Annotated in this window: 21 protein-coding genes; 10 read left to right on the top strand and 11 right to left on the bottom strand. The window is 67.5% G+C overall.

All coding sequences use genetic code 11. From position 1 onward, the window contains the following. Positions 1-56: 56 nt before the first annotated feature. From OVA31_RS07335 to OVA31_RS07325, 3 genes are read right to left on the bottom strand one after another with little or no spacing between them, the layout of a single operon-like run. A complete protein-coding gene (locus tag OVA31_RS07335) occupies positions 57-1955 on the bottom strand; it encodes an Hsp70 family protein (protein WP_267630435.1) in 1899 nt (632 codons plus the stop codon). A 41-nt stretch (positions 1956-1996) separates the two neighbouring features. Beyond that, a complete protein-coding gene (locus OVA31_RS07330) occupies positions 1997-3433 on the bottom strand; it encodes a GTPase (protein WP_267630434.1) in 1437 nt (478 codons plus the stop codon). Then, positions 3430-5268 (bottom strand): dynamin family protein, encoded by a 1839-nt coding sequence (locus tag OVA31_RS07325; protein ID WP_267630433.1) that lies wholly within the window; start codon positions 5266-5268, stop codon positions 3430-3432. Before OVA31_RS07325 ends, OVA31_RS07330 begins: the two co-directional genes overlap by 4 nt. Positions 5269-5516: 248 nt before the next feature. Between OVA31_RS07325 and OVA31_RS07320 the strand changes: the two genes are divergently transcribed. Then, positions 5517-6788, top strand: coding sequence for a DUF7373 family lipoprotein (locus OVA31_RS07320; RefSeq protein ID WP_267630432.1), 1272 nt, complete (start codon positions 5517-5519; stop codon positions 6786-6788). 296 nt (positions 6789-7084) lie between these two features. Here OVA31_RS07320 and OVA31_RS07315 read toward each other — a convergent pair whose 3' ends face one another. Together OVA31_RS07315 and OVA31_RS07310 are read right to left on the bottom strand one after the other, a co-directional pair. Beyond that, positions 7085-7639 carry an RNA polymerase sigma factor gene (locus tag OVA31_RS07315; RefSeq protein ID WP_267630431.1) on the bottom strand — a complete coding sequence of 185 codons (555 nt, stop codon included), beginning with the start codon at positions 7637-7639 and terminating at the stop codon, positions 7085-7087. A gap of 19 nt (positions 7640-7658) precedes the next feature. Continuing rightward, complete coding sequence (locus OVA31_RS07310; RefSeq protein ID WP_267630430.1) at positions 7659-8201, bottom strand: hypothetical protein; 543 nt, start codon at positions 8199-8201, stop codon at positions 7659-7661. Between the two features lie 10 nt (positions 8202-8211). Between OVA31_RS07310 and OVA31_RS07305 the strand changes: the two genes are divergently transcribed. The 3 genes from OVA31_RS07305 to OVA31_RS07295 all read left to right on the top strand — a co-directional run bounded on the left by OVA31_RS07305 (position 8212) and on the right by OVA31_RS07295 (position 10341). After that, on the top strand, positions 8212-9045 hold the full coding sequence (locus OVA31_RS07305; protein ID WP_267630429.1) for a sulfurtransferase: 834 nt from the start codon (positions 8212-8214) through the stop codon (positions 9043-9045). A 165-nt stretch (positions 9046-9210) separates the two neighbouring features. Next, positions 9211-9918 carry a type 1 glutamine amidotransferase domain-containing protein gene (locus OVA31_RS07300; protein WP_267630428.1) on the top strand — a complete coding sequence of 236 codons (708 nt, stop codon included), beginning with the start codon at positions 9211-9213 and terminating at the stop codon, positions 9916-9918. Then, positions 9919-10341 (top strand): PPOX class F420-dependent oxidoreductase, encoded by a 423-nt coding sequence (locus OVA31_RS07295; RefSeq protein ID WP_267630427.1) that lies wholly within the window; start codon positions 9919-9921, stop codon positions 10339-10341. A 31-nt stretch (positions 10342-10372) separates the two neighbouring features. Here OVA31_RS07295 and OVA31_RS07290 read toward each other — a convergent pair whose 3' ends face one another. Further along, positions 10373-11254, bottom strand: a complete 882-nt coding sequence (locus OVA31_RS07290; RefSeq protein WP_267630426.1) for a siderophore-interacting protein — start codon at positions 11252-11254, stop codon at positions 10373-10375. Between the two features lie 94 nt (positions 11255-11348). After that, a complete protein-coding gene (locus OVA31_RS07285) occupies positions 11349-11648 on the bottom strand; it encodes a carboxymuconolactone decarboxylase family protein (protein ID WP_267630425.1) in 300 nt (99 codons plus the stop codon). Between the two features lie 357 nt (positions 11649-12005). Here OVA31_RS07285 and OVA31_RS07280 point away from each other — a divergent pair, with 357 nt between their 5' ends. The 4 genes from OVA31_RS07280 to OVA31_RS07265 are packed head-to-tail and all read left to right on the top strand — an operon-like array spanning position 12006 to position 15412. Further along, on the top strand, positions 12006-13199 hold the full coding sequence (locus OVA31_RS07280; protein ID WP_267630424.1) for an SfnB family sulfur acquisition oxidoreductase: 1194 nt from the start codon (positions 12006-12008) through the stop codon (positions 13197-13199). A 58-nt stretch (positions 13200-13257) separates the two neighbouring features. After that, complete coding sequence (locus tag OVA31_RS07275) at positions 13258-14421, top strand: LLM class flavin-dependent oxidoreductase (protein ID WP_267630423.1); 1164 nt, start codon at positions 13258-13260, stop codon at positions 14419-14421. After that, on the top strand, positions 14418-14918 hold the full coding sequence (locus tag OVA31_RS07270; RefSeq protein WP_267630422.1) for an NADPH-dependent FMN reductase: 501 nt from the start codon (positions 14418-14420) through the stop codon (positions 14916-14918). Before OVA31_RS07275 ends, OVA31_RS07270 begins: the two co-directional genes overlap by 4 nt. Continuing rightward, positions 14915-15412 (top strand): flavin reductase family protein, encoded by a 498-nt coding sequence (locus OVA31_RS07265; RefSeq protein ID WP_267630421.1) that lies wholly within the window; start codon positions 14915-14917, stop codon positions 15410-15412. Before OVA31_RS07270 ends, OVA31_RS07265 begins: the two co-directional genes overlap by 4 nt. Here OVA31_RS07265 and OVA31_RS07260 read toward each other — a convergent pair. The 4 genes from OVA31_RS07260 to OVA31_RS07245 all read right to left on the bottom strand — a co-directional run bounded on the left by OVA31_RS07260 (position 15409) and on the right by OVA31_RS07245 (position 18002). After that, a complete protein-coding gene (locus tag OVA31_RS07260; protein WP_420714197.1) occupies positions 15409-16719 on the bottom strand; it encodes an acyltransferase in 1311 nt (436 codons plus the stop codon). The genes OVA31_RS07265 and OVA31_RS07260 overlap by 4 nt on opposite strands. A 115-nt stretch (positions 16720-16834) precedes the next feature. Next, positions 16835-17191 carry a UBP-type zinc finger domain-containing protein gene (locus OVA31_RS07255; RefSeq protein WP_267630420.1) on the bottom strand — a complete coding sequence of 119 codons (357 nt, stop codon included), beginning with the start codon at positions 17189-17191 and terminating at the stop codon, positions 16835-16837. A gap of 83 nt (positions 17192-17274) precedes the next feature. Next, positions 17275-17691 (bottom strand): SRPBCC family protein, encoded by a 417-nt coding sequence (locus OVA31_RS07250; protein WP_267630419.1) that lies wholly within the window; start codon positions 17689-17691, stop codon positions 17275-17277. Next, positions 17688-18002 carry an ArsR/SmtB family transcription factor gene (locus OVA31_RS07245; RefSeq protein ID WP_420714151.1) on the bottom strand — a complete coding sequence of 105 codons (315 nt, stop codon included), beginning with the start codon at positions 18000-18002 and terminating at the stop codon, positions 17688-17690. Before OVA31_RS07245 ends, OVA31_RS07250 begins: the two co-directional genes overlap by 4 nt. Positions 18003-18128: 126 nt before the next feature. Between OVA31_RS07245 and OVA31_RS07240 the strand changes: the two genes are divergently transcribed. After that, on the top strand, positions 18129-18887 hold the full coding sequence (locus tag OVA31_RS07240; RefSeq protein ID WP_267630417.1) for an SDR family oxidoreductase: 759 nt from the start codon (positions 18129-18131) through the stop codon (positions 18885-18887). Between the two features lie 4 nt (positions 18888-18891). Then, positions 18892-19347, top strand: coding sequence for an RrF2 family transcriptional regulator (locus OVA31_RS07235; RefSeq protein ID WP_267630416.1), 456 nt, complete (start codon positions 18892-18894; stop codon positions 19345-19347). The last annotated feature ends 130 nt before the right edge of the window (positions 19348-19477 follow it).

Here is a 19477-nt window from a genome sequence, read left to right as displayed (position 1 = left end):
CTGTTGTGCTGTTGTCGGGGATTGGATGCGGCGACCCGGCGGGAATGTTCCCGGCGTCAGGAAATCAGTCCGGATCGAGTCAGGAACGTCTTGCCCTCGTCGACCGAACCGATGCCGAACACCGTGATGACGAGGCTCGAGGCGGTGCTGGCGTAGTCGATGTTGTAGTCGGTGGACACGGTCGAGGCGAGGTCGATGTCCGCGGCCGAGAGCCGGTCCGCGTCCTCGACGAGCGTGCCCTTGCCCTGGCTGTAGGTGCCGTTGCGGATACCGACGATCTTGGCCTTCGCCTCGCTCTCGTCGACCTCGAACGTCATGAAATAGGACAGCGTGTCGGTGCCCTTGAGATCGGCCAGTTCGCCGTCTTCGGCGAAGTTGCATTGCATGCGCACCGCGTCGTTCTTGGTGAAACCGACCTTGCGGCAGTTCGTGGTGGCCTCGCGCAGCGGACCGGGCAGAGTACTCATCAACTGGGTCGCGTCGGTCATGATCATGCCGCCGTCGGTGCCGGTCTCACCCGTCGCGGTCGCAGCCGCAGCGGTCTGTCCGGACTGACCGGGGTCGTCCGCGCCGCCGTCGTCACGTGACATCAGTGCGATGGTCCCGGCGACGATGCCGACGACGGCGACGACCGCCACGGCGATCGCGCCGATGCGTCCCCACCGCCGGCCCGTGCCGGTGGACGGCACATCGGGTCCGGCGAACTCGGGCACCACACGTGGGGGTTGACCGTATTGCTGACCGCCGGGCGGTGTCCGCGGACCGGCCGCCCGCCCCGATGGTTGGCCGGGCGGCTGTCCGTGCCACGACGGCATGAGATCCCCGGCTCCGGGGACGAGGGTGGCCCGTTCGTTGGTGATCGGTGCGTTCTCGGCCAGTGCGGTCACCAACGCACCTTGGGCGACAACTGTTTTCGGGTCATCGAGGGTGGCAACGGGGCCGAGCTCGCCGAGCCGTTGCTGGACCAGCGGAATCCGCGACGACCCGCCGGTCAGATACAGGGCGGTGAGTTGTTCCGGATGGGTGATCCCGGCATCGAGCAGCGTTGCCCTGGTCAACTGCATCGCCTGGTCCACGGCGGGGGTGATCAGCTCGTCGAACTCGTCGCGGGTGATCTGCAGGGTCTGCCGACCGGCGGGTGCGGGCACGGTGATGGTCGCGGACGGTGCCTCCGACAGCAGCTCCTTGGCGCGTCGGATCGAGTCTTGCAGGCTCTGGACGACGTCGAGCGGCGCCTGCCGCCGCAGATAGGTGACCAGATTCTCATCGCGGTCGGAGAGCCGCTGCTCCACCCAACGCTGGACGAGGGCGTCGAGGTTCTTTCCGCCCAGACCGTTGTTGCCGCGGGCGGCCACCACCCCGAAGGCATTCTCGCTGGTGACCGTCAGGACGGCGATGTCCAGTGTGCCGCCGCCGAAATCGAAGACGGCGATCCGGGCGCCCGGCTGCATCGCGTGCGAGCGCGAGTAGTGTGCGGCCGCGGCGCGCGGCTCGGAGATGGTGGTGATACGTGCCGGGTCGATGCCCGCCTGGGCGGCGCCGTCGATCAGAACGCGGATCTGCTGCTGTGCCCACGCCTCCGGGTGCGTGATCACCACCTGGGCGGGCGGCATGCCGGCGTGGGCGGCTTTGCCCCGCTGCAGGATCGCGCCCACCACCGCCGCCACGAGAACGTAGGTCGGGAAGGTGTACCCGTTGACGGTACACATCGGGCCACCGCCGATCAGCCTTTTCGGGGAGGCCACGAAGCCGGCCGGATTCTGTTGGGCCTGGTCGACGGCGGCGTCGCCGACCGTGATGCGGTCCGGTGCGCCGACGTAGACCGCCGACGGCATGAGATTGCTGGTGTGGGTCAGCGACAGCGTCTCGATACCGCCACTGGTCGCACCCGAGTGTGCGGCAGCGGAATTGGAGGTTCCGAAGTCGATGGCCAGGGTCCATGTGGTGGGTGACATGTGCGAAGTGTCCTGTGTCCTCTGCGGTTTCGGGTGGCTGTTCACGCGTGGGTCAGCGGCGTGTAGGTTCGGACGAGGGTGACGATGGCAGCGTCCTCGGCTGCCGAGCTGGTGGCGAGGGACCGTTGCTGCGCCGTCGCGAGCCGTCGTCGCGCTTCGGCGGATACCGCATGCGCGGGTGCTTGATCGGGTAATCCGACGCGTCCCGCCGCGGACGTGGCGACGAGGATGGTGTGCAGTTCCTCGGTGACCGTGGCCTGCGGGTCGGTCCGCAGCATGCGCTGGTAATCCTCGAGTACCGATACCAGGTGGAGCGCAGGCGACGACCGCAGCTGCATGGTCAGCGACCGGATGTGTTCGCGGGCCGGGTGGGTGAACGCGAGCTGGTCGAGGCGCGCGAGGATGCGATGTGCGCGGTGCAGGATCGCGAACCGGGCGGTGGATGCGTTCAGTGCCCGATGCAACCCGCCGACGCCCGACCGCTCGGTCAACCACGCGTTGAGGGCGGCGGCTCCGCCCGCGGCGATCTGCCGTCCGTTGAGCACGCCGTATTCGCCGAGGAGTCCGAGCAGGTGCTCCCGCATCGGCAGGGGCAGCACGCTGTCGGCGTCGTCGTTGTCGAAGGTGCGCACCACATCGAGCGGTGCCATCCCCTGTAGCCGCGCCAGCGCACCGGCCAACTGCTCGGTGAGCATCCCGGTGTGACTGGTCTGGGCCATCAGACCGGAGATCGGCACCACCGCACTCACCGTGTCGGACAACCGATCTGCCATCCTCGTGGCGTGCCGGGCCGCGTGGGACAACGGGTCGACCCGGCCCAGCGCGCCCTCTCCGAAGGAGTCCGCCCGCGACAACACGCCCAGCATGTTGAGCGGCGTGAACGGCAACTGCGAGAGGAAGTCGATCTCATCGGATCGGGGTGCCGCATCGAACAGGAAGACGGCGGCGTCGGCGTCGATCGAGGCGGTGCGTGTCTGCTCGAAACCGTCGATCATCACCCGGCGGGTGGCCGAGTCGTTGGCCACCGTCAGCGTCGACAGCCCTGGAGTGTCGATGAGGGTGAGCTGACGTAGTGCCGCCGACGGCAACCACCTGTCCACGAACTGGATGTTGGGGGTTTCCAGCGGAAGTCGGATGGCATGGTCGCGGTGCACCGCAACCGGATGTCGCCGGCCGTCCACCCCGACCACCTCGGCCCGCGACGGTGAACCGTCCTGGTAGACGGTGACCACGTTGGTGGCCTCCAAGGCCGCGGTCTCCGCGACCGGTGCGCCGATCAACGCGTTCACCAATGTCGACTTGCCTGCCTTGAGCCGACCGACGATCACGACCCGCGGCGGAGACCACAGGATGGTGCCGATCGCGTTGGCGTGCGCTGCGAGATCGCCACCGAGAGAGGCCAATTGGTGTAGCCCGTGGTCGAGGGTGGCGTGTACGGGATCGGTGTCCACCCGGGCGCCCGGGCGTGGGGCGTTCACCGGGCGGCCCCGGTGAGGAGCTGTTCGGCCGCCGTGATGCGTTTGTCGACGATCCCCAGGTTGCTGGTCAAGCGCTGGATCGACTTCTCGCGGGCGGCGGCATCGGCCGACGCCGCCTTCTGCACCTCGCCGATCGTCTTCTGCAACTCGTCGATGTTCACGCGCAGGTATTCGCGGTAGCGGATGATGATCTCCGGGCGGGACTGCGCCACTGCACTGTCGAGGAGACGGCCGGTGGCGGCTTTGGTGGTCGCGATGGTCTCGCGCAACCAGGTGAGCAGGTTGGCCTTGCCGGTCCGGATCGCACGGAAGCTCAGATTGATACCCACCCAGACGGTTCCGACCACCACACCGACGCCCATCAGTGCCGACAGGCCGAGAAGTCCACCGAGCGTGGACGATCCGACCACGCCCATCGTCAGCAGCGTCGGGTCGAGAAGCCCGTGACGTTTGCTGCCCACCTGATGGGTCTCGATCCGCTTGTCCTGCATCGACGCAACGATGCGCGTGCTGAGTTCTTCCCACACGCTGGGGTCGTCGGGGAAGCGGGGCTCGATGATCGTGTCGTGCAATCGCTGGAGGAACCCCGCCAGCGTCTCGGCCATCGCGCGTTGCAGATCGGTCTGCATGTCGGCGGTGAACTTCTGCTCGCTGCGCCGCAGCACCTGCATGCCGTGAGTGTTGACATACTTCGTCCACTTGTCGCGCACGTCGTCGAGGCGGCGTTCGAGATCATCGACCGCGGACTGGCGCAGCAGAGTGAGGTCGCGGGCGAGGTATTGCTCCCACTGGCGGGATTGTTCCTGGAGCTCGGTGAGCCGGTCCCGGTCGGCGGTCAGGTCCGGCAGCGACGTCGCGCCTGCCTGCACCGCGTCGAGCTCGCGGCCGATCCGGCCGCGGATCACGCGCAGCCCCTCCAGGCACGTGCGGACGGCGTCGATGTGTGGCGATCGCGACGATTCGTCGAGCCGGCGGGCGAGTTCGATGCGCAGGGTCGCGATCCCGCTCTCGGCCTCCAGCCGATCACGCTGGTCGTCGTCGGCGATGTCGGCCGCCATCACCGCCAGCAGGCTCGACACCCCGACGACGGTGACCCGCCGGTGGAGCTGTTCGGCCAGGATTCGTTCGTTCTCGGCGACGATCTGCCGCCACCGGCGGAGGTTCTTGTCGGTCTTGGTGACCACCACGACCACCGAGTCCACCGTGGCCGTCGCCTCGCGGACGAACGCCATCTCCGGGGCGGTCAGCGGACTCGACGCGTCGCAGACCAGCACGAGCACGCACGCCTGCTGGGCGGACCGGGTGGCCAGCTTCGCCAGCCCGACGTCGAGGCCGCCGACGCCCGGGGTGTCCACCAGGGTCACATCGGTCATCCGTGCGTCGCGCACCGCGACGGCGGCAGCGGTGGGGAGCTCCTCGACCCGCGGGTCGCACACCTGGGCGCCAGCCGTGGTGACCCACTGGCCGAGTTCGTCGGCCGCGACCGGCCGCGGTCCGGAGGCGAAGAACAGCTCCGCGGTGCTGGCGGAACCGAGATCAGGATCGGGGGTGACGCTGACCGACACCGAGGACGTGACGTCCACGCCGACCGGGCACAGGTCTCGTCGCCCGATCAGGGCATTGACCAGCGAACTCTTGCCGCGTTGAACCTCCCCGACGACCACCACGGTGCGTGTCTGGTCGTCACGGTTCAGTTTGGTCAGCGCGACATCGGCCAGGGCGTCCATCTGGTAGGCGCGCAGCACCTTGACCGCCCCGTCCACCACCCCGACGGCGACATCGGCCGGCGCTGCTGGAGACGCCGCAGCGACCCGCGGCGATGCAGTCTCACCCATTTATGACATGTCCCCCGGTTCTCACCACACCACACAGAAACCCAGCCGAAGCGTACCCAGTCTGTGAATGCACTGATCATCTCAGTACTGCACTACCCTGCACTCTGACAACACAATCGTGAAGGCGTGTTTCGGGGGGAACCTTTCCGGCCGCCACCGCATCGAATAAATGTATAGATCATCGAGCGGCCGGCAACCAGAACACCGGAGATCCGGCGCGCCTGAACACGACGAGGGGAACACGGACGATGACGAATTGGCAGCCGGTGGTGCGCTGGGTGGGGGTTCTCGCCGCGATCACGGCGATCGCAGGGTGCACCACCCAGGGAGAGGCGACCAGCGTGTCCGCGTCCGGCGCGGCGTCCGAGCCGTCTGTCGACGTCGCGGCCCTCGACACCGGCGCCTATCCGACCACCCCGAGGCCGGCCTTCGGGAAGGCCACCCAGGACAACATCCTGCAGGTGGAGGGGCAGCGGATGGCCCAGTTCGTGGTGGTGCCGTTCGAGATCGACGACGATCTCACCAATGCGAACATGCCGACGATGGTGATCGGCGGGCCGAGCAACCTCGGCATGGTCTTCGCTCCCGACACCGCGAAGGTGCCCGCGAACAAGAAGATGCTGATGGGCTTCGTCGACTCGGCCGCGACTCCGGACGAGAGCCTGCGCGCCGGGACCAAGCGGGCCATCAACAACGCGGTGCTCCGCTACCTGACCCCCGCGGACGCCAGGGACGCCGCCCGGCAGATGGCAGACGCGACCGCGACGGGCGACAAATCGCGCACGACGACGTTGCCCGGGCTGCCCGACACGCTCGTCGTGCAGGGGAGCAGCGGTGGGAACAAGCAGATGATGGCCTTCACCCCGCACAACTCCTATGTGCTCTATCAGTGGTTCGAGACGACGCCGTCGCAGCAGAACATGTTGGAACCGACGGTCCGTAAGGCCCTTGCCCTCCAGAGCGCGCTGATCGACAAGTTCCCCGCCACGCCGACGAAGGATGAGGCCAAGGCCAGGGGCATCACAGGGAGCAGCGCACCCGTCGTGGACCAGAATCACGTCCTGATCTACGCGTTGCCCTATCCCGACGACGAGATCAAGACAGGTAAGGCCGCGTTGCCCGGCGCCAGCATCCGCGCCGTCTACGGACCGCGTGGGATGGCGCAGATGAGCGGCGATCCCAAGACCGACTTCACCATGCTCACCGACGTCGGCTCCACGGCCAATGCCATCGAGAAATCGACCGTGTACCGGGCGTCCACGCCGGATGGCGCGAAGACCATCGTCGACACCTCGCTGACGTCGAGCCGCAGTCAGGGCTGGGCCGATGCGGAGAGTCCGGTCGGGCTGCCCGCCGCCAAGTGTCAGAGCAAGACTCTCGACACCGGTACCTGGTACGCGTGCTACGTGCAGAAGGGGCGTTACGTCGGCAACTACAGTGCGCGGGACAAAAAGGATGTGCACCAAGCGATCTCGGCACAGTACGTGATTCTCACCAAGGCGGATCAGAACGCGAACTAGGCAGGCCCGCTCGCCTGGTGCCGAGCGGTGGCGACGAGGGTCTCGGCGTGAGCACGCCGAGACCCTCCGGTCATCACCGACTCGGCTTGATCTTCTCCTTGAGTTGGTAGGCCTTGATGGCCAACGCGGTCAACATCTTCTGGAGGCGGGTGGGTTCCTGGACCGGCTCAGTCATGGGTTTCCTTCGACGATGGGATGTCGTCCGCGGCACGGTGCCGGGGACGATCACAACGGCGCAAGAGTAGCCAAGCGCTCAACTGTGGGCAATACCGGAAATGCGCCAGTACGGCGGTCTGCTACGACGTGCTGATCTGATCGCGGAGGATCTCCGCGAGCTGTGTCCTGGCCCGGTTCAGCCGCGATTTGACGGTCTGGACGCCCACGCCCTGGTGGGCGGCGATGTCGGCGTAGGTCAGGTCGCCGAATTCGCGCAGGACCACGGCCTCACGAAAATCATCGGGGAGCCGGGCGAGTGCATCACGAACGGCATCGCGCACCGCGAGACGCTCATCGAAGCTCGATCCGCCGTCGTCGTCGACGAGTTGGATCGGTTGTTCGGGATCGGTGAAGTCGGTGATCTGGGTGTTGTTCTTGCGGCGGCGTACCACGGTCAGTGCGTTGTTGGCCGCGATGCGGTGCACCCAGGTGGAGAAGCGGGCCTCGCCCCGGAACTTGTGCAGGTTCTGCCATGCCGCGACGAGGGTGTTCTGCAGCGCGTCCTCGGCGTCGTGCTGATTTCCGCAGATGTTGAGGCACACCGCCCAGACATGGGTGCGGTGGGCGGCGACGAGCTGCGCGAAAGCATGCTGATCACCCTCGCGTGCCTGCATCAGCAGCACCGCTTCGTCCATCAACTCCCCCAACCGAAGTTCAGATGTCGTGGTGGCCGTCGTGGCCCTGGTCGCCGTGATCGATGTCGCCATGGTCGATGTCGCCGTGGTCGGGCTCGTGGTGCTCGCTGCTGTCGGGATTCGGCTGATCGAGCGCGGCGTCGTCGACATCCGAATCCGTCACAAGGCCGGTGCCGGTGTGGTCGGTGCTGGTGTGATCGATGTCGGTATGGGCCGTGCCGTGGTCGTCGGCGTGCGGATGGTCGTCCACCACGACGATGTCGTCCTCGTCGTCCGGTGGCGGCGTGTCGTCCATGTCGGGCACGGTGTCGGGGTCGGCGACCGCGTCGGGGTCGAACGCGGCCTGGAGTGCGGCCTCCCAGACCCCGTCGGGGGGCTCGGGTGACGTGGCGGCGGGGTCGATGCCGAGTGAAGCCAGGATCGACGGCTCCTCCTGCATGTCATGACCTCCGATCGAGTGTGAGTGCGGTGCCGCCACCAGTCGGTGGCCGCTCACGGGTTTGATGTTACGGGCCGGTGGATTGTTCCCGCCGCGGTCGTCCTCGTTCGGTGGGGCAGGCATGATCGGGAGCATGCCGACGACTCCGATATTGATCAGCGCCGACGAGCTCCCGGAGGCGATGCTCTCCGATCACCCGCCGGTGATCCTCGATGTGCGATGGCAACTCGGCGACAGCCGCGGCCACGACCACTACCGGGAAGGGCACATCCCGGGTGCAGTGTTCGTCGACCTCGACGCCGAGCTCGCCGCGCCGGCGGCGCCCGAACGCGGTCGGCATCCGCTCCCCGGCATCGCGGATCTCCAGGCGGCCGCGCGCCGATGGGGCATCGACAACGGATCCTCGGTGGTGGTCTACGACGACATCGGCAATCTCGCCTCGGCCAGGGCCTGGTGGCTGTTGCGCTGGGCAGGCCTGACCGACGTACGCATGCTCGACGGCGGGCTGGGCGCATGGCGGACGGCCGGGCTCCGGGTGTCGTCGGGCGATGCGACGCCGCGTACCGGCTCGGTCACTCTGACCGGCGGCCATCTGCCGACTGCCGACATCGACGACGTCGCCGGATCGGACGCGCAGGTGCTGGATGCCCGTGCGGCAGAGAGGTTTCGGGGTGAGGTCGAGCCCATGGACCCGCGCGCAGGTCACATCCCCGGCGCGATCAGCGCGCCGACCGCGGCCAACGTGAGCTCCGACGGGACGTTCCTGCCTGCAGATGTCCTTCGAGAACGCTTCTCGGCCTTGGGCGTCGGTGTCGACACCGACGTGATCGCCTATTGCGGGTCAGGTGTGAACGCGGCCCACGAGATCGCCGCACTGGAGATCGCCGGCCTCACCGGCGCCCTGTTCCCCGGCTCGTGGTCGCAGTGGTCGTCCGACCCGGAGCGGCCGGTCGAGACGGGGGCGTGAACGTTGCCCGGAACGCTCACGCCACGACCGAACGCCCGAGCCGACCGAGTCACCGGCACCTCGCACGAAATGACCGGAACATGGGTACGTTGGCGATGAGGGGGCGCTGTACTCGGACCGACGAATGCGCTCGAATGGACGAGCCGAACGACTGAGGAGGTCGACATGTCACGCACAGTGTTGTTCGTGATGACCGGATCGGATCACTGGACCCTCAACGATGGGACGAAACACGCGACCGGGTTCTGGGCCGAGGAGGCCGTCGCACCCCTGGAGATCCTCAAAGACGCAGGTTACGCGGTCACCGTCGCGACCCCGGGTGGCGTACGGCCGCCGGTGGACGAAGGAAGTCTGACCGCCGAGCGCGCGGGCTCGGCCGAGGCGGCCGCCCATATCCGCGACGTCGTCGAGAGTGCTCCCGAGTTCCAGAACCCGATCGCCTTGTCCGACGTGGTGGTCGACGACTACGACGCCGTCTTCGTGCCCGGCGGGCACGGTCCGATGGAGGATCTGGCCGTCGACCCGGAGGCCGGGAGGATCCTCACCGCGGTCAACGGCGCCGACCGTCCCGTCGCCATCGTCTGTCATGGACCGGCGGCCCTGCTCTCGGCGACCGACGGTGCCGGCAAGAACACCTTCGTCGGTCACACGGTCACCGGCTTCACCAATGCCGAGGAAGAACAGGGCGGGCTGGCGGCCAAGGCGCCGTGGCTGCTCCAGGATCGTCTCACCGATGCGGGATTGAAGGTGGTCACCGGGGAACCGTGGGCGCCGCACATCGAGACCGACCGCAATCTGCTGACCGGACAGAATCCGGCGTCCTCGGGCCCGCTCGCGCGCGCCCTCGTCGATCGATTGGGAAAGGCCGACTAGATGTCCCTACCACCGCTTCCCGAGGCTGCGAGAGAGCTTCTCGCCAAGCCCAATCCCTGTGTGATGGCGACTCTGCGTTCCGACGGCGGGCCGGTCTCGGCGGCCACCTGGTATCTGCTCGACGGCGACCGCCTGCTGCTGAGCATGGACAACGGCCGGGTGCGTCTCGACCACCTGCGTCGTGATCCCCGGGTCACCCTCACGGTGCTGGACGAGGAGACCTGGTACACGCACATCACGCTGCTCGGCCGCGTGATCGAGTTCCGCGACGACGACGGCCTCACCGACATCGACCGGATCTCCCGTCATTACGCGGGCGGTCCATATCCCGATCGGGTACGGCCCCGCACGACGGCGGTCGTCGAGATCGAACGCTGGCACGGGTGGGGCTCGATGAAGGACAACGACCAGGCCACCGCCTGAGGTTGCCCCGCACCCCGGAGGGGTCGGTGCCTCAGAGGCCGGCGCGCTCGAGCGCTTCGTCGAACTCCTCGGCGGCAGCCTTCTCACCCTTGCCCCGGGCGATGGCGCGCTGATAGATCGCAAAGAGCGCGTCACCGTGCTCGGCATAGCGTCGGGCCCACCGCTCACCCTCCGCACGCCAGTAGCCGATGATGTCGTAGCTCTCTCGCGGCCAACGGTGCTCCTGGCGGAAGTACTTTCGCGCAACCCGTGACTGGGCCGCTTCGCCGGCGAACCAGCAGTAGCCGGTCCCCGCGGGAAGATCGAGGCGACGGATCGAATCGCCGAGGACGCTGGGGCCCAGCCCGTTTCCGCTGCCGACCAGGGGAACGATCTCGGCACCCGTCGAACACCCGTCGAGGTAGGCGAGGTCGTCGTCGGCGGCGACCTCGACGAGCGCGGTCACCGTGGCCGCGCCGCGGTACTCCTCCAGGATGCGGGCCAACGCCGGCAGGCCTGCCAGGTCGGCCACGAGGAGGTGCCATCCGGCGGCTGCCTGCGGTCGATACCAGCCGCGCGCGTGTGACATCGCCACCTCGTGCCCCGGCTCCGCATGCTGTGCCCACGCCGTGGCGGGACCGTGTGAGTGGACCACGAAATCGACAGTCATCGAACGGTTCTCGGGATCGATCGCTCGAACTGAATAGTTGCGGGCGTCGGGGATCGGCTCGACGTCGTGATATGCCCACACACCCTCTCGGAGTTGCATCGGCGGCGGAGCCGACTCACCGTCTCGAGGGAAGTAGATCCCGACCGCTTCGTCCGCGATCCCGGGCAGCCCGAGTTGTTCGAGGTCGGGCACCTCGAAGTGGATTCGACGGAGGCGGGGATTCAGGTCGGCGGCAGCTGTGACGCGTGCGAACGAGTAGCCCATGACGTGCGCCAGGGTACGCGTGGGTCATCGACGACGTCGGTGCCAGGCGCTCGGTTCGACGGACGATGATCGCGCGTCGAGATCTTCCACGACGTCACTCGCCGTCTGCGATGCTCTTCATCGCCTTCCATCCATGCGTGACGCCGCCACCGGCGCGAAGGGCTGCGGCGACCATGACGGCTTCGGCGACGGCGGCCTTGGTGGCGCCGGCCTTGACCGCGCGTTTGGCGTGGTCTTCGATGCAGTACGGGCACTGTGTGGTCACCGCAACCCCAACCGCGATCAGCTCACGGGTGGCCAGGTCCAGGGTTCCGGTGTTCTTGTCGAACACAGCTTTGTCGAACCCGAAGAAGGCGGAGACCATCTCCGGCGCGGCTTCCTTGATGTCGGCCATGAACCTTGCTTCCTCGTTGTGAGAGTGCAATGTCGGTCCTCCTTCTTGTTTGTTGTGTACAAGACGAGTATTTGCTGCGTCGGCGGGTGGCAGCGAATACTGATACCCCTGTGGGGTATCAGTATCGAAGGTAACACCTCCTACTCGCCGCAAGAATGCCCGGTGACTCGTATCTGGCAACGGTTGGCCGTGCTATTCACCCGCAAGTGATCGGACGGGGAACCTTTGGCCCAGCCGGCGAGAAAGTGTGGCCAGGGCCGTCCGACCGGCGTTTGATGTGAGGGTTGACGAATGGTCGCCGCCGAACCGTTGGATGTGGCCACGAACTGCGGTGCCCGGACGAGCGAGGAGTGAGACATGCACGAGGTCCCCGTCCTCGGCGCCCATGAGGCCATCGCCATCGCGGCCGAACTCGGCGCCGAGTTCGCGAAGGGCGCTGCCGAACGCGACCGGTCGAAGATCCTGCCGTTCGAGCAGGTTGCGAAGCTGGCCGCGAGTGGTTTGTCGGCGATCACGGTTCCCGACCGATTCGGTGGTGCGGGGCTGCCCGCGAGCACGGTCGCCGAGGTGATCCGTCTCATCTCCACGGGCGACCCCAACATCGGACAGATCCCGCACAGCCACTTCGTGTTCATCAACCAGCTGCTGCTGCAGGGCAGCCCGGAGCAGCAGGCGCGGATCCTTCCCGAGGTGCTGGCGGGCAAGACCCTGGGTAACGCGCAGTCCGAGCGCGGCACCAGACACATCCGCGACTACACCACCACGCTCCGGCCGGATCCCGGCGACGACGGTGTCTGGCGTCTGAACGGGACGAAGTTCTATTGCACCGGGGCGCTGTTCGCCGACTGGATCCCGACGCTCGCGCACCTCGGCGAGGACGGTCCGCTGCACGTCGCCTGGGTCCGGCGTGATGCCGACGGCGTCGAGGTCGTCGACGACTGGGAGGCCCTCGGCCAGCGGACCACCGCGAGCGGGACGGTGCGTTTGACCGACGTGGTGGTCACCGACGACCTGATCACCGACTTCTCGGCCACCTTCACGGGTCCGACCACCTACGGCGCGTTCGCCCAGTTGCTCCACGCCGCGATCGACGCGGGCATCGCGCGAGCCGCGCTCGAGGATGCCGCGGAGTTCGTGACCACCAAGAGCAGGCCCCACCCCGACGCCGGCGTCGCGCGCGCCGCCGACGATCCGCTGGTGGTGCATGCCTTCGGCGAGATGGAGCTCGCGGTTCGCGGTGCCGAGGCCCTGCTCGCCGAGGCGGGCCGCGCCGTCGACCGAGCCGACGCGGATCTCGACGAGACAACCGCCGCGGCCGCCACCCTCGCCGTCGCGGCGGCCCGCGCTTCCACCACCAAGACCTCCGTCGATGTGGCGAGCCGCCTGTTCGAGGTCGCCGGTACCCGTTCCGCGGTGGCCAAGGAGTCGCTGGATCGGCATTGGCGCAACGCCCGCACCCACACACTGCACGACCCGGCGGCGTGGAAGGTGCAGCACCTCGGCCGCTGGGCGGCCGAGGGCATTCTCCCGCCCCGCACCGGTCAACTCTGACCGGGCCGCACCACGAATTCCGACACCGCACGAGAGACGAAGGAAGAGAACGAAGTACATGAGTGCATTGACGTTTCACTGGTTCCTGCCGACCAACGGAGGTGACGGCCGCAACGTGGTCGGCGGTGGCCACGGGGTGTCGGCAGGCTCCGCGGGCCGGCCGGCCTCGGTGCCGTATCTGGGTCAGATCGCCCGTAGCGCGGAACAACTCGGATTCGAGGCGGCGCTGACGCCGACCGGTGCCTGGTGTGAGGACGCATGGATCTCGACCGCGATGATCAGCAGTCTGTCGGAGCGTCTCAAGTTCCTGGTCGCCTTCCGGCCGGGTGTCGTCGCGCCGTTTCTGGCGGCGCAGATGGCCGGTACCTTCCAGAATCTTTCCGGCGGAAGGCTTCTCCTGAACGTGGTGACCGGTGGCGAGGACCACGAGCAGCAGATGTTCGGCGACTTCCTCGACAAGGAACAGCGGTATGCCCGCGCCGACGAATTCCTCGAGATCGTCCGCCGGCTGTGGACTGGTGAGACGGTCGATTTCGAGGGTGAGTACCTGTCGGTCGCCGACGCCACGCTCGCCCAGATCCCGGACCCGCTGCCGAAGATCTACTTCGGGGGGTCGTCACCGGCCGGTATCGCCGTCGCCGCGAAGCATGCCGACGTCTACCTCACCTGGGGTGAGCCCCCGGAAGCGGTCGCGGAAAAGCTCGATCGGGTGCGTAAGGCGGCTGCCGAGCAGGGGCGGGAACTCACCTTCGGCATCCGCCTGCACACGATCGCGCGAGAGACCTCCGACGACGCGTGGACCGAAGCCGATCGGCTGCTCCGGCACATCTCCGACGAGGAGGTCGCGCGCATCCAATCGGGGCTGAAGCGTTCGGCTTCGGAGGGTCAACAGCGGATGCTCGCACTCAACAAGGGGTCGAAAGACGGTCTGGAGATCTATCCGAACCTCTGGGCGGGGATCGGCCTGGTTCGCGGCGGCGCCGGTACCGCGATGGTCGGATCCTTCACCGAGATCGCCGACCTGATCGAGGCCTATCGCGAGGTCGGTATCGAGGAGTTCGTGCTCTCCGGCTACCCGCATCTCGAGGAGTCGTACTGGTTCGGCGAAGGCGTTCTCCCCGAACTCACCCGGCGCGGCCTCTGGGAACATCCCGCACCGGTCGTCGGGCGTTCGGCGGTGCCGTTCGGTGCGGCACCCACCGCGCGGGTGGCGGCGTCATGACCGTCACCGCCGTCGTCGTCGGAAATCCCAAGCCCGCGAGCCGAACACTCACCGCGGCAACCTATGTCGCCACCCAACTCAGCGGCGCCGAGCCCGATGTGATCGTCGATCTCGCCACGCTCGGTGCGGCCGTCCTCGACTGGTCCGACGACGGGATCGCCGCGCTGGTGGAGCAGGTCGGGAAGGCCGATCTCGTCGTGTTCGCGAGCCCGACCTACAAGGCCGCCTACACCGGGTTGCTCAAGTTGTTCCTCGACCGGTTCGCGGGTGGTACCGGGCTGTCGGGGGTTGCGATCCCCCTGATGCTCGGCGGCAGTCCAGCCCATTCGCTGTCACCGGAACTGACGCTGCGGCCGGTTCTCACCGAGATCGGCGGCACCGTGCCGGGCCGCGCGCTCTATGTGGTGGATGCCGCGTACGACGATCCGCAGGCCTACGCGCAGTGGCTGGCCGAGACCGGGCCGACGGTCACCTCGCTGCTGGGAGGGCGTTCATGAGTGAGCTCCGCACCAATCAGGATCTCGATCCGGCGAAGCTGCGCAAGGCATTCGGTGTGTTCCCGACCGGTGTGGTCGCCGTCGCGGCCGAGGTCGACGGGGTGTTGACCGGATTGGCCGCGAGTTCCTTCAGCAGTGTCAGCCTCGACCCGCCGCTGGTGTCCTTCTCGGTGGCGAACACCTCCAAGACCTGGCCGGATCTCCGCCGTGCCAAACACCTGGGCGTGACGATCCTCGCCGACCATCACGGTGAGGTCTGCCGTCAGCTTGCGGGCCCGGTCGAGCATCGCTTCGACGACATCGCGCTCAAGGCGTCGGGCGACGGGGCGGTCACGCTCGACGGGGGGCTCGCCCGGTTCGACACCACCATCTACCGCGAGGTGGAGGCGGGCGATCACCTCATCGTGTTATTGGAACTCCATGCGGTGGAGCATCCGGAGTCCGGCAGTCCATTGATCTTTCACCGGAGTGGCTTCGGCCGTCTCGCGGTTTAGCGTCCCGGTGCCGCACTCGCGGCAGCGCTCTCCTGCGGATCCGGGACCGACTGCACGATGGTGGCGACGGCGGGCTTCGCCCGTCGGCGCACCGGGACTCGGGGGCGTGCAGTGAGCCATTTGCTCACCGGGGTGCGCAGCAGGATGTCGACAACGACCAGCGACAGCGCGAGGACAACCGCCGTCAGCAGTGTGGTGCGGATCGCCGCGGAGTGCGGGAACCAGCCGAACAGTGCCCCGATGAAGCCGGTCCGGCCGAGGATGTCGAGGATCAGCGGATGTACGGCGAAGACGCCGAAGGCGCGGAACGACGCATACGACACCGCCTTAGACGACATCGCGCGGCCAGATTCCCGGCGTGCGTTCCAGACCAGCGCCAGCATCCAGAGAAGCGTCAGACCGGCGAGGAACCACGGCAGGTTGACGGGATTCCACGGGGTGTTCGCCTGCAGCGGGACGTTGCCGGGGGAGGTGGCCAGGAGATAGGCGCCGACACTGAACGCGGTACCGATCCCGCATGCGGAGATCACTGCGACCGCGTGGGTCCGCAGCCACTCGTTCATCGTCTCGTGGTGCACGGCGGCCAGCGCTCCGATCGCGATGAACAGGGCGTACATCGGCAGCGTCTTCCACAGGTTGTCGTAGACCAGGGTCCACGTCGGTCCGGCCGGGCGGGGGAGGTACTGGTAGAACACGAACGCTGCCAGCTGGATCACGGTGGCCACGCCGAGGACCCGCCACGGGCGGTGAGCCGTGCGATCGAGAATCCATGAGACCAGGGGGAACGCCAGATAGATCTGCATGGAGATCAGCAGGAAGTAGAGCTGGTACTTGCCCTCGCCGGTGACCACGTCCTGGCCGAGATCGCTGAAGAAGCGGGCCGGGGTGGGCCACGGGTTGTCGGAGATGATCACGTGATCGGTCAGGGAGTAGAGAAGGGTCCACACCAGGTACGGGCCGACCACCATGCCGAATCGTCTTCGCCAGAACGCGACGGGTGACATCGGTTTGCCGCGGGTGCTGAGTACCAGGACGAACAACGTCACCGCGACGAAGCCGTAGCGGGTGAGGTGGCAGATCGTGCCGACGAGGTTGGCCGAGCGGATCACGTCGGGAGTGGTGTTGATGGCGTTGACGCTGTGCGCGACGACCACGCCTGCGAAGAGCAGGACGCGCACGAAGTCGGCGGTGTGCGCGCGGCCCGATGACGTTTTCTTCCGAGGTTCCGCCGCGACGCCGGTCGAGCCGCCCCCCGGCGGTCCGGCGTCTGTATGTACTTGTTCTGTGGTGTCGTCGACGGTCTGCAACCGCACCTCCCCGATCGGATCCCTTCCCCTGCGTCGGGCAAGTGTACGGACCGTTCCTGGGAGAACCCTCAGCGGAGGTGGATTGGTACTGGTCAGAGCCAGTTACTCGCTCGGGTCAGGAATCCCGTGACCCCAACTGCGCGCGCCAGTCCTCGGGGAGCCGCTCGCGCGGACCCGGCACACCCTGCGAGGCCGGGTGCTCGTTGGGCGCTGCCAGCGCCGGCCCGGCGAACAACTCCTCGGTGGTGAAGTCCCAGAACCACTCCTCGCCGGGCTCATAGCTCTGGATGACGCGGTGGCCGGTCGCTTCCGCGTGCCGGCGCGCGTGGCGGTGCAGTGAGTCGTCGCAGCAGCCGACGTGACCGCATTGCGCGCAGCGACGCAGATGCACCCACCACGAGCCGTCGCTGGTGCATTCGACGCAGCCCGGACCGCTCGGCGGGACGTCCGGATCGATCGATGCAGATGTCATGGCGGCCTCCGATCGGCGGGGATGGGCACCCGCGATGCACGTCAGGATATCGGCGCCGCGGCTTTCCGGGGTGCCGGACGGGGTCAGATCTCCGGTACGAGATCGGCGAGCCGCGGCAGGACGACGTCTCGCCACCCCGGACCCATCCGGTCGAATGCCGCGGCCATCCGTGTGTCGCCGAGGTCGAAGCCGGAGTGCTCGAGCAGGAGGCGTGTGCCTTTTCCCTCCGGCACCAGGGTCCAGGTGAGCGTCCAGTTGGCGGAGAACGTGTAGACCAACCGGGAGGGCGGATCGGCTTCGAGGACCCGGCACGGCTGGCGACCGAAACCGGGCATGTCCAGGGTGAACTCGTGTCCGACCTCCGGCCTGATGTCGCCGGCTGCCCACCAGCGCTGCACCAGCTCCGGTTCGGTGAGGGTGCGCCAGACGGTTTCGGGGCGGGCCGCGACGAACTGATCGACGCGGATCACCGCGTGCTGGTCGGTGGAATCGGTGGTCATTCGAGGTCCTCTGCGATGTCGGCGATATCGGTCAGTCGGGCACGCCAGAAGCGTTCGAAGGGGTGGAGCCAGTCGCTCAGCTCGGCGAGCGGGTCTGGGGTCAGGTGATAGATCCGGTGTCGCCCGCGAGCCTCGTCGGTGACGAGCCCGGCGTCCTTCAGAACCTTCAGGTGTTCGGCGACCGACGAGCGGCTCAGCGCGAAACGCGCACCGAGATCGCCGGCGGCCGTGGGTTCGGCGGCGAGCAACTCCAACAACCGGCGGCGGACCGGATTGGCCAGCGCCAGGAACACGTCGTCGGAGGTGGTCACGGGACGAGACAATATGTCGGAAATATCCGACGCGTCAACCGTGATCGACCAGACATTGACTCGGATAGAGAGTGTCGTAGTAAACTAAGACCATAGATATCCGAGTAATCGAGGAGGAGATGTGAGATGAAGATCGTCATTTTCGGGAACGGGCTCATCGGGAGTCAGGTCGAGGAGAAGGTGGCCGCGGCCGGGCACGACGTGGTGGCGCTCGGGCGCAGCGCCGGCGTGGACACGACCACCGGCAAGGGCGTCGCCGAAGCGGTCGCGGGTGCCGACGTCGTCGTCGACCTCACCAACTCGCCGTCGTGGCAGGACGATGACGTCCTCGAATTCTTCCGCGCCTCGACCAGTCATCTGCTCACCGCCGAGCAGACTGCCGGGGTCGGGCATCACGTGATCCTGTCGATCGTGGGTGCCGACCGGCTCACCGACTCCGGGTACATGCGCGCCAAGCTCGCACAGGAAGAGCTGGTCCAGGCCGGGCCCATCCCGTACTCGATCGTGCGGTCGACGCAGTTCTTCGAGTTCGTCGCCGGCATCGCCGACGCGGGGACCCGCGGCGACGTGGTGCACGCGACGCCTGCGCACCTGCAGCCCATCGCCTCGCGAGACGTCGTCGGCCGGGTCAGTGACATCGCGCTCGGGACGCCGGTCAACGGGACCGCCGAGATCGCGGGGCCCGAGGCGCTGGGTATCGACGAACTGGTCCGACGGTTGTTCACCTCGACCGGCGATCGACGATCTGTGCAGAGCGACCTCGACGCGGGGTACTTCGGCGCGATCCTCGACAACGCGGCTCTCGTCCCCACGCCGGGCGCCGATGCCTGGATCGCGCCGACGACCTTCGACGACTGGCTCGATTCACGTGCGCCGATAGGCTGACGCCATGAAGCTCTCGACCGGCGTGGAGTGGTCTCTGCACTGCTGTGTGGTGCTGAGTCAGTCCGATCGCCCGGTGCCGGCAGGCCGCCTCGCGGAGTTGCACGGAGTGTCCAAGACCTACCTCGCGAAGCATCTGCAGGCGTTGGCGCGCGCGGACCTGATCCTCCCGGCCGAGGGGCGCGACGGCGGCTATGCCCTGACGCGTGCTCCCGAGACCATCACGGTGCTCGACGTGGTCCAGGCGGTGGACGGCAAGGAGCCGGCATTCCGATGTACCGAGATCCGGCAGCAGGGCATCCTCGCCGCACCGCCGGAGCAGTGCGTGTCCGCGTGCGGAATCGCGAAGGTGATGGCCGCCGCCGAGCAGGCCTGGCGGGCCTCGCTGGCAGGTGTGACCATCGCGGATCTTGCTGCGACACTTGATATCAACCAATTGAAGAACATCCTGGCAGCATCCTGACCGGCGGTCGACGTGCATCGAGATGTACGGTTCGCCGTCCGGCGGGTTCTTCGCTATTCTGGAGATTGCGACTGGCGAGGCCGGAATCAACCGGCGTGGAGCGCAACTGTCAGAGGCATCGTCCGCCTGG

It is taken from the genome of Gordonia sp. SL306, assembly GCF_026625785.1.
GTDB lineage: Bacteria > Actinomycetota > Actinomycetes > Mycobacteriales > Mycobacteriaceae > Gordonia.
The sequence above is the reverse complement of the archived record's forward strand: the minus strand, read 5'-3'. Positions and strand labels throughout refer to the sequence as shown.

Coding starts and splice junctions, on each gene's coding strand:
- OVA31_RS07300 (WP_267630428.1), top strand. CDS start 9,211: ATGTCACGCACAGTGTTGTTCGTGATGACCGGATCGGATCACTGGACC.
- OVA31_RS07275 (WP_267630423.1), top strand. CDS start 13,258: ATGAGTGCATTGACGTTTCACTGGTTCCTGCCGACCAACGGAGGTGAC.
- OVA31_RS07265 (WP_267630421.1), top strand. CDS start 14,915: ATGAGTGAGCTCCGCACCAATCAGGATCTCGATCCGGCGAAGCTGCGC.
- OVA31_RS07295 (WP_267630427.1), top strand. CDS start 9,919: ATGTCCCTACCACCGCTTCCCGAGGCTGCGAGAGAGCTTCTCGCCAAG.
- OVA31_RS07305 (WP_267630429.1), top strand. CDS start 8,212: ATGCCGACGACTCCGATATTGATCAGCGCCGACGAGCTCCCGGAGGCG.
- OVA31_RS07320 (WP_267630432.1), top strand. CDS start 5,517: ATGACGAATTGGCAGCCGGTGGTGCGCTGGGTGGGGGTTCTCGCCGCG.
- OVA31_RS07255 (WP_267630420.1), bottom strand. CDS start 17,191: ATGACATCTGCATCGATCGATCCGGACGTCCCGCCGAGCGGTCCGGGC.
- OVA31_RS07310 (WP_267630430.1), bottom strand. CDS start 8,201: ATGCCTGCCCCACCGAACGAGGACGACCGCGGCGGGAACAATCCACCG.
- OVA31_RS07315 (WP_267630431.1), bottom strand. CDS start 7,639: ATGGACGAAGCGGTGCTGCTGATGCAGGCACGCGAGGGTGATCAGCAT.
- OVA31_RS07280 (WP_267630424.1), top strand. CDS start 12,006: ATGCACGAGGTCCCCGTCCTCGGCGCCCATGAGGCCATCGCCATCGCG.
- OVA31_RS07285 (WP_267630425.1), bottom strand. CDS start 11,648: ATGGCCGACATCAAGGAAGCCGCGCCGGAGATGGTCTCCGCCTTCTTC.
- OVA31_RS07240 (WP_267630417.1), top strand. CDS start 18,129: ATGAAGATCGTCATTTTCGGGAACGGGCTCATCGGGAGTCAGGTCGAG.
- OVA31_RS07290 (WP_267630426.1), bottom strand. CDS start 11,254: ATGGGCTACTCGTTCGCACGCGTCACAGCTGCCGCCGACCTGAATCCC.
- OVA31_RS07335 (WP_267630435.1), bottom strand. CDS start 1,955: ATGTCACCCACCACATGGACCCTGGCCATCGACTTCGGAACCTCCAAT.
- OVA31_RS07250 (WP_267630419.1), bottom strand. CDS start 17,691: ATGACCACCGATTCCACCGACCAGCACGCGGTGATCCGCGTCGATCAG.
- OVA31_RS07325 (WP_267630433.1), bottom strand. CDS start 5,268: ATGGGTGAGACTGCATCGCCGCGGGTCGCTGCGGCGTCTCCAGCAGCG.
- OVA31_RS07270 (WP_267630422.1), top strand. CDS start 14,418: ATGACCGTCACCGCCGTCGTCGTCGGAAATCCCAAGCCCGCGAGCCGA.
- OVA31_RS07235 (WP_267630416.1), top strand. CDS start 18,892: ATGAAGCTCTCGACCGGCGTGGAGTGGTCTCTGCACTGCTGTGTGGTG.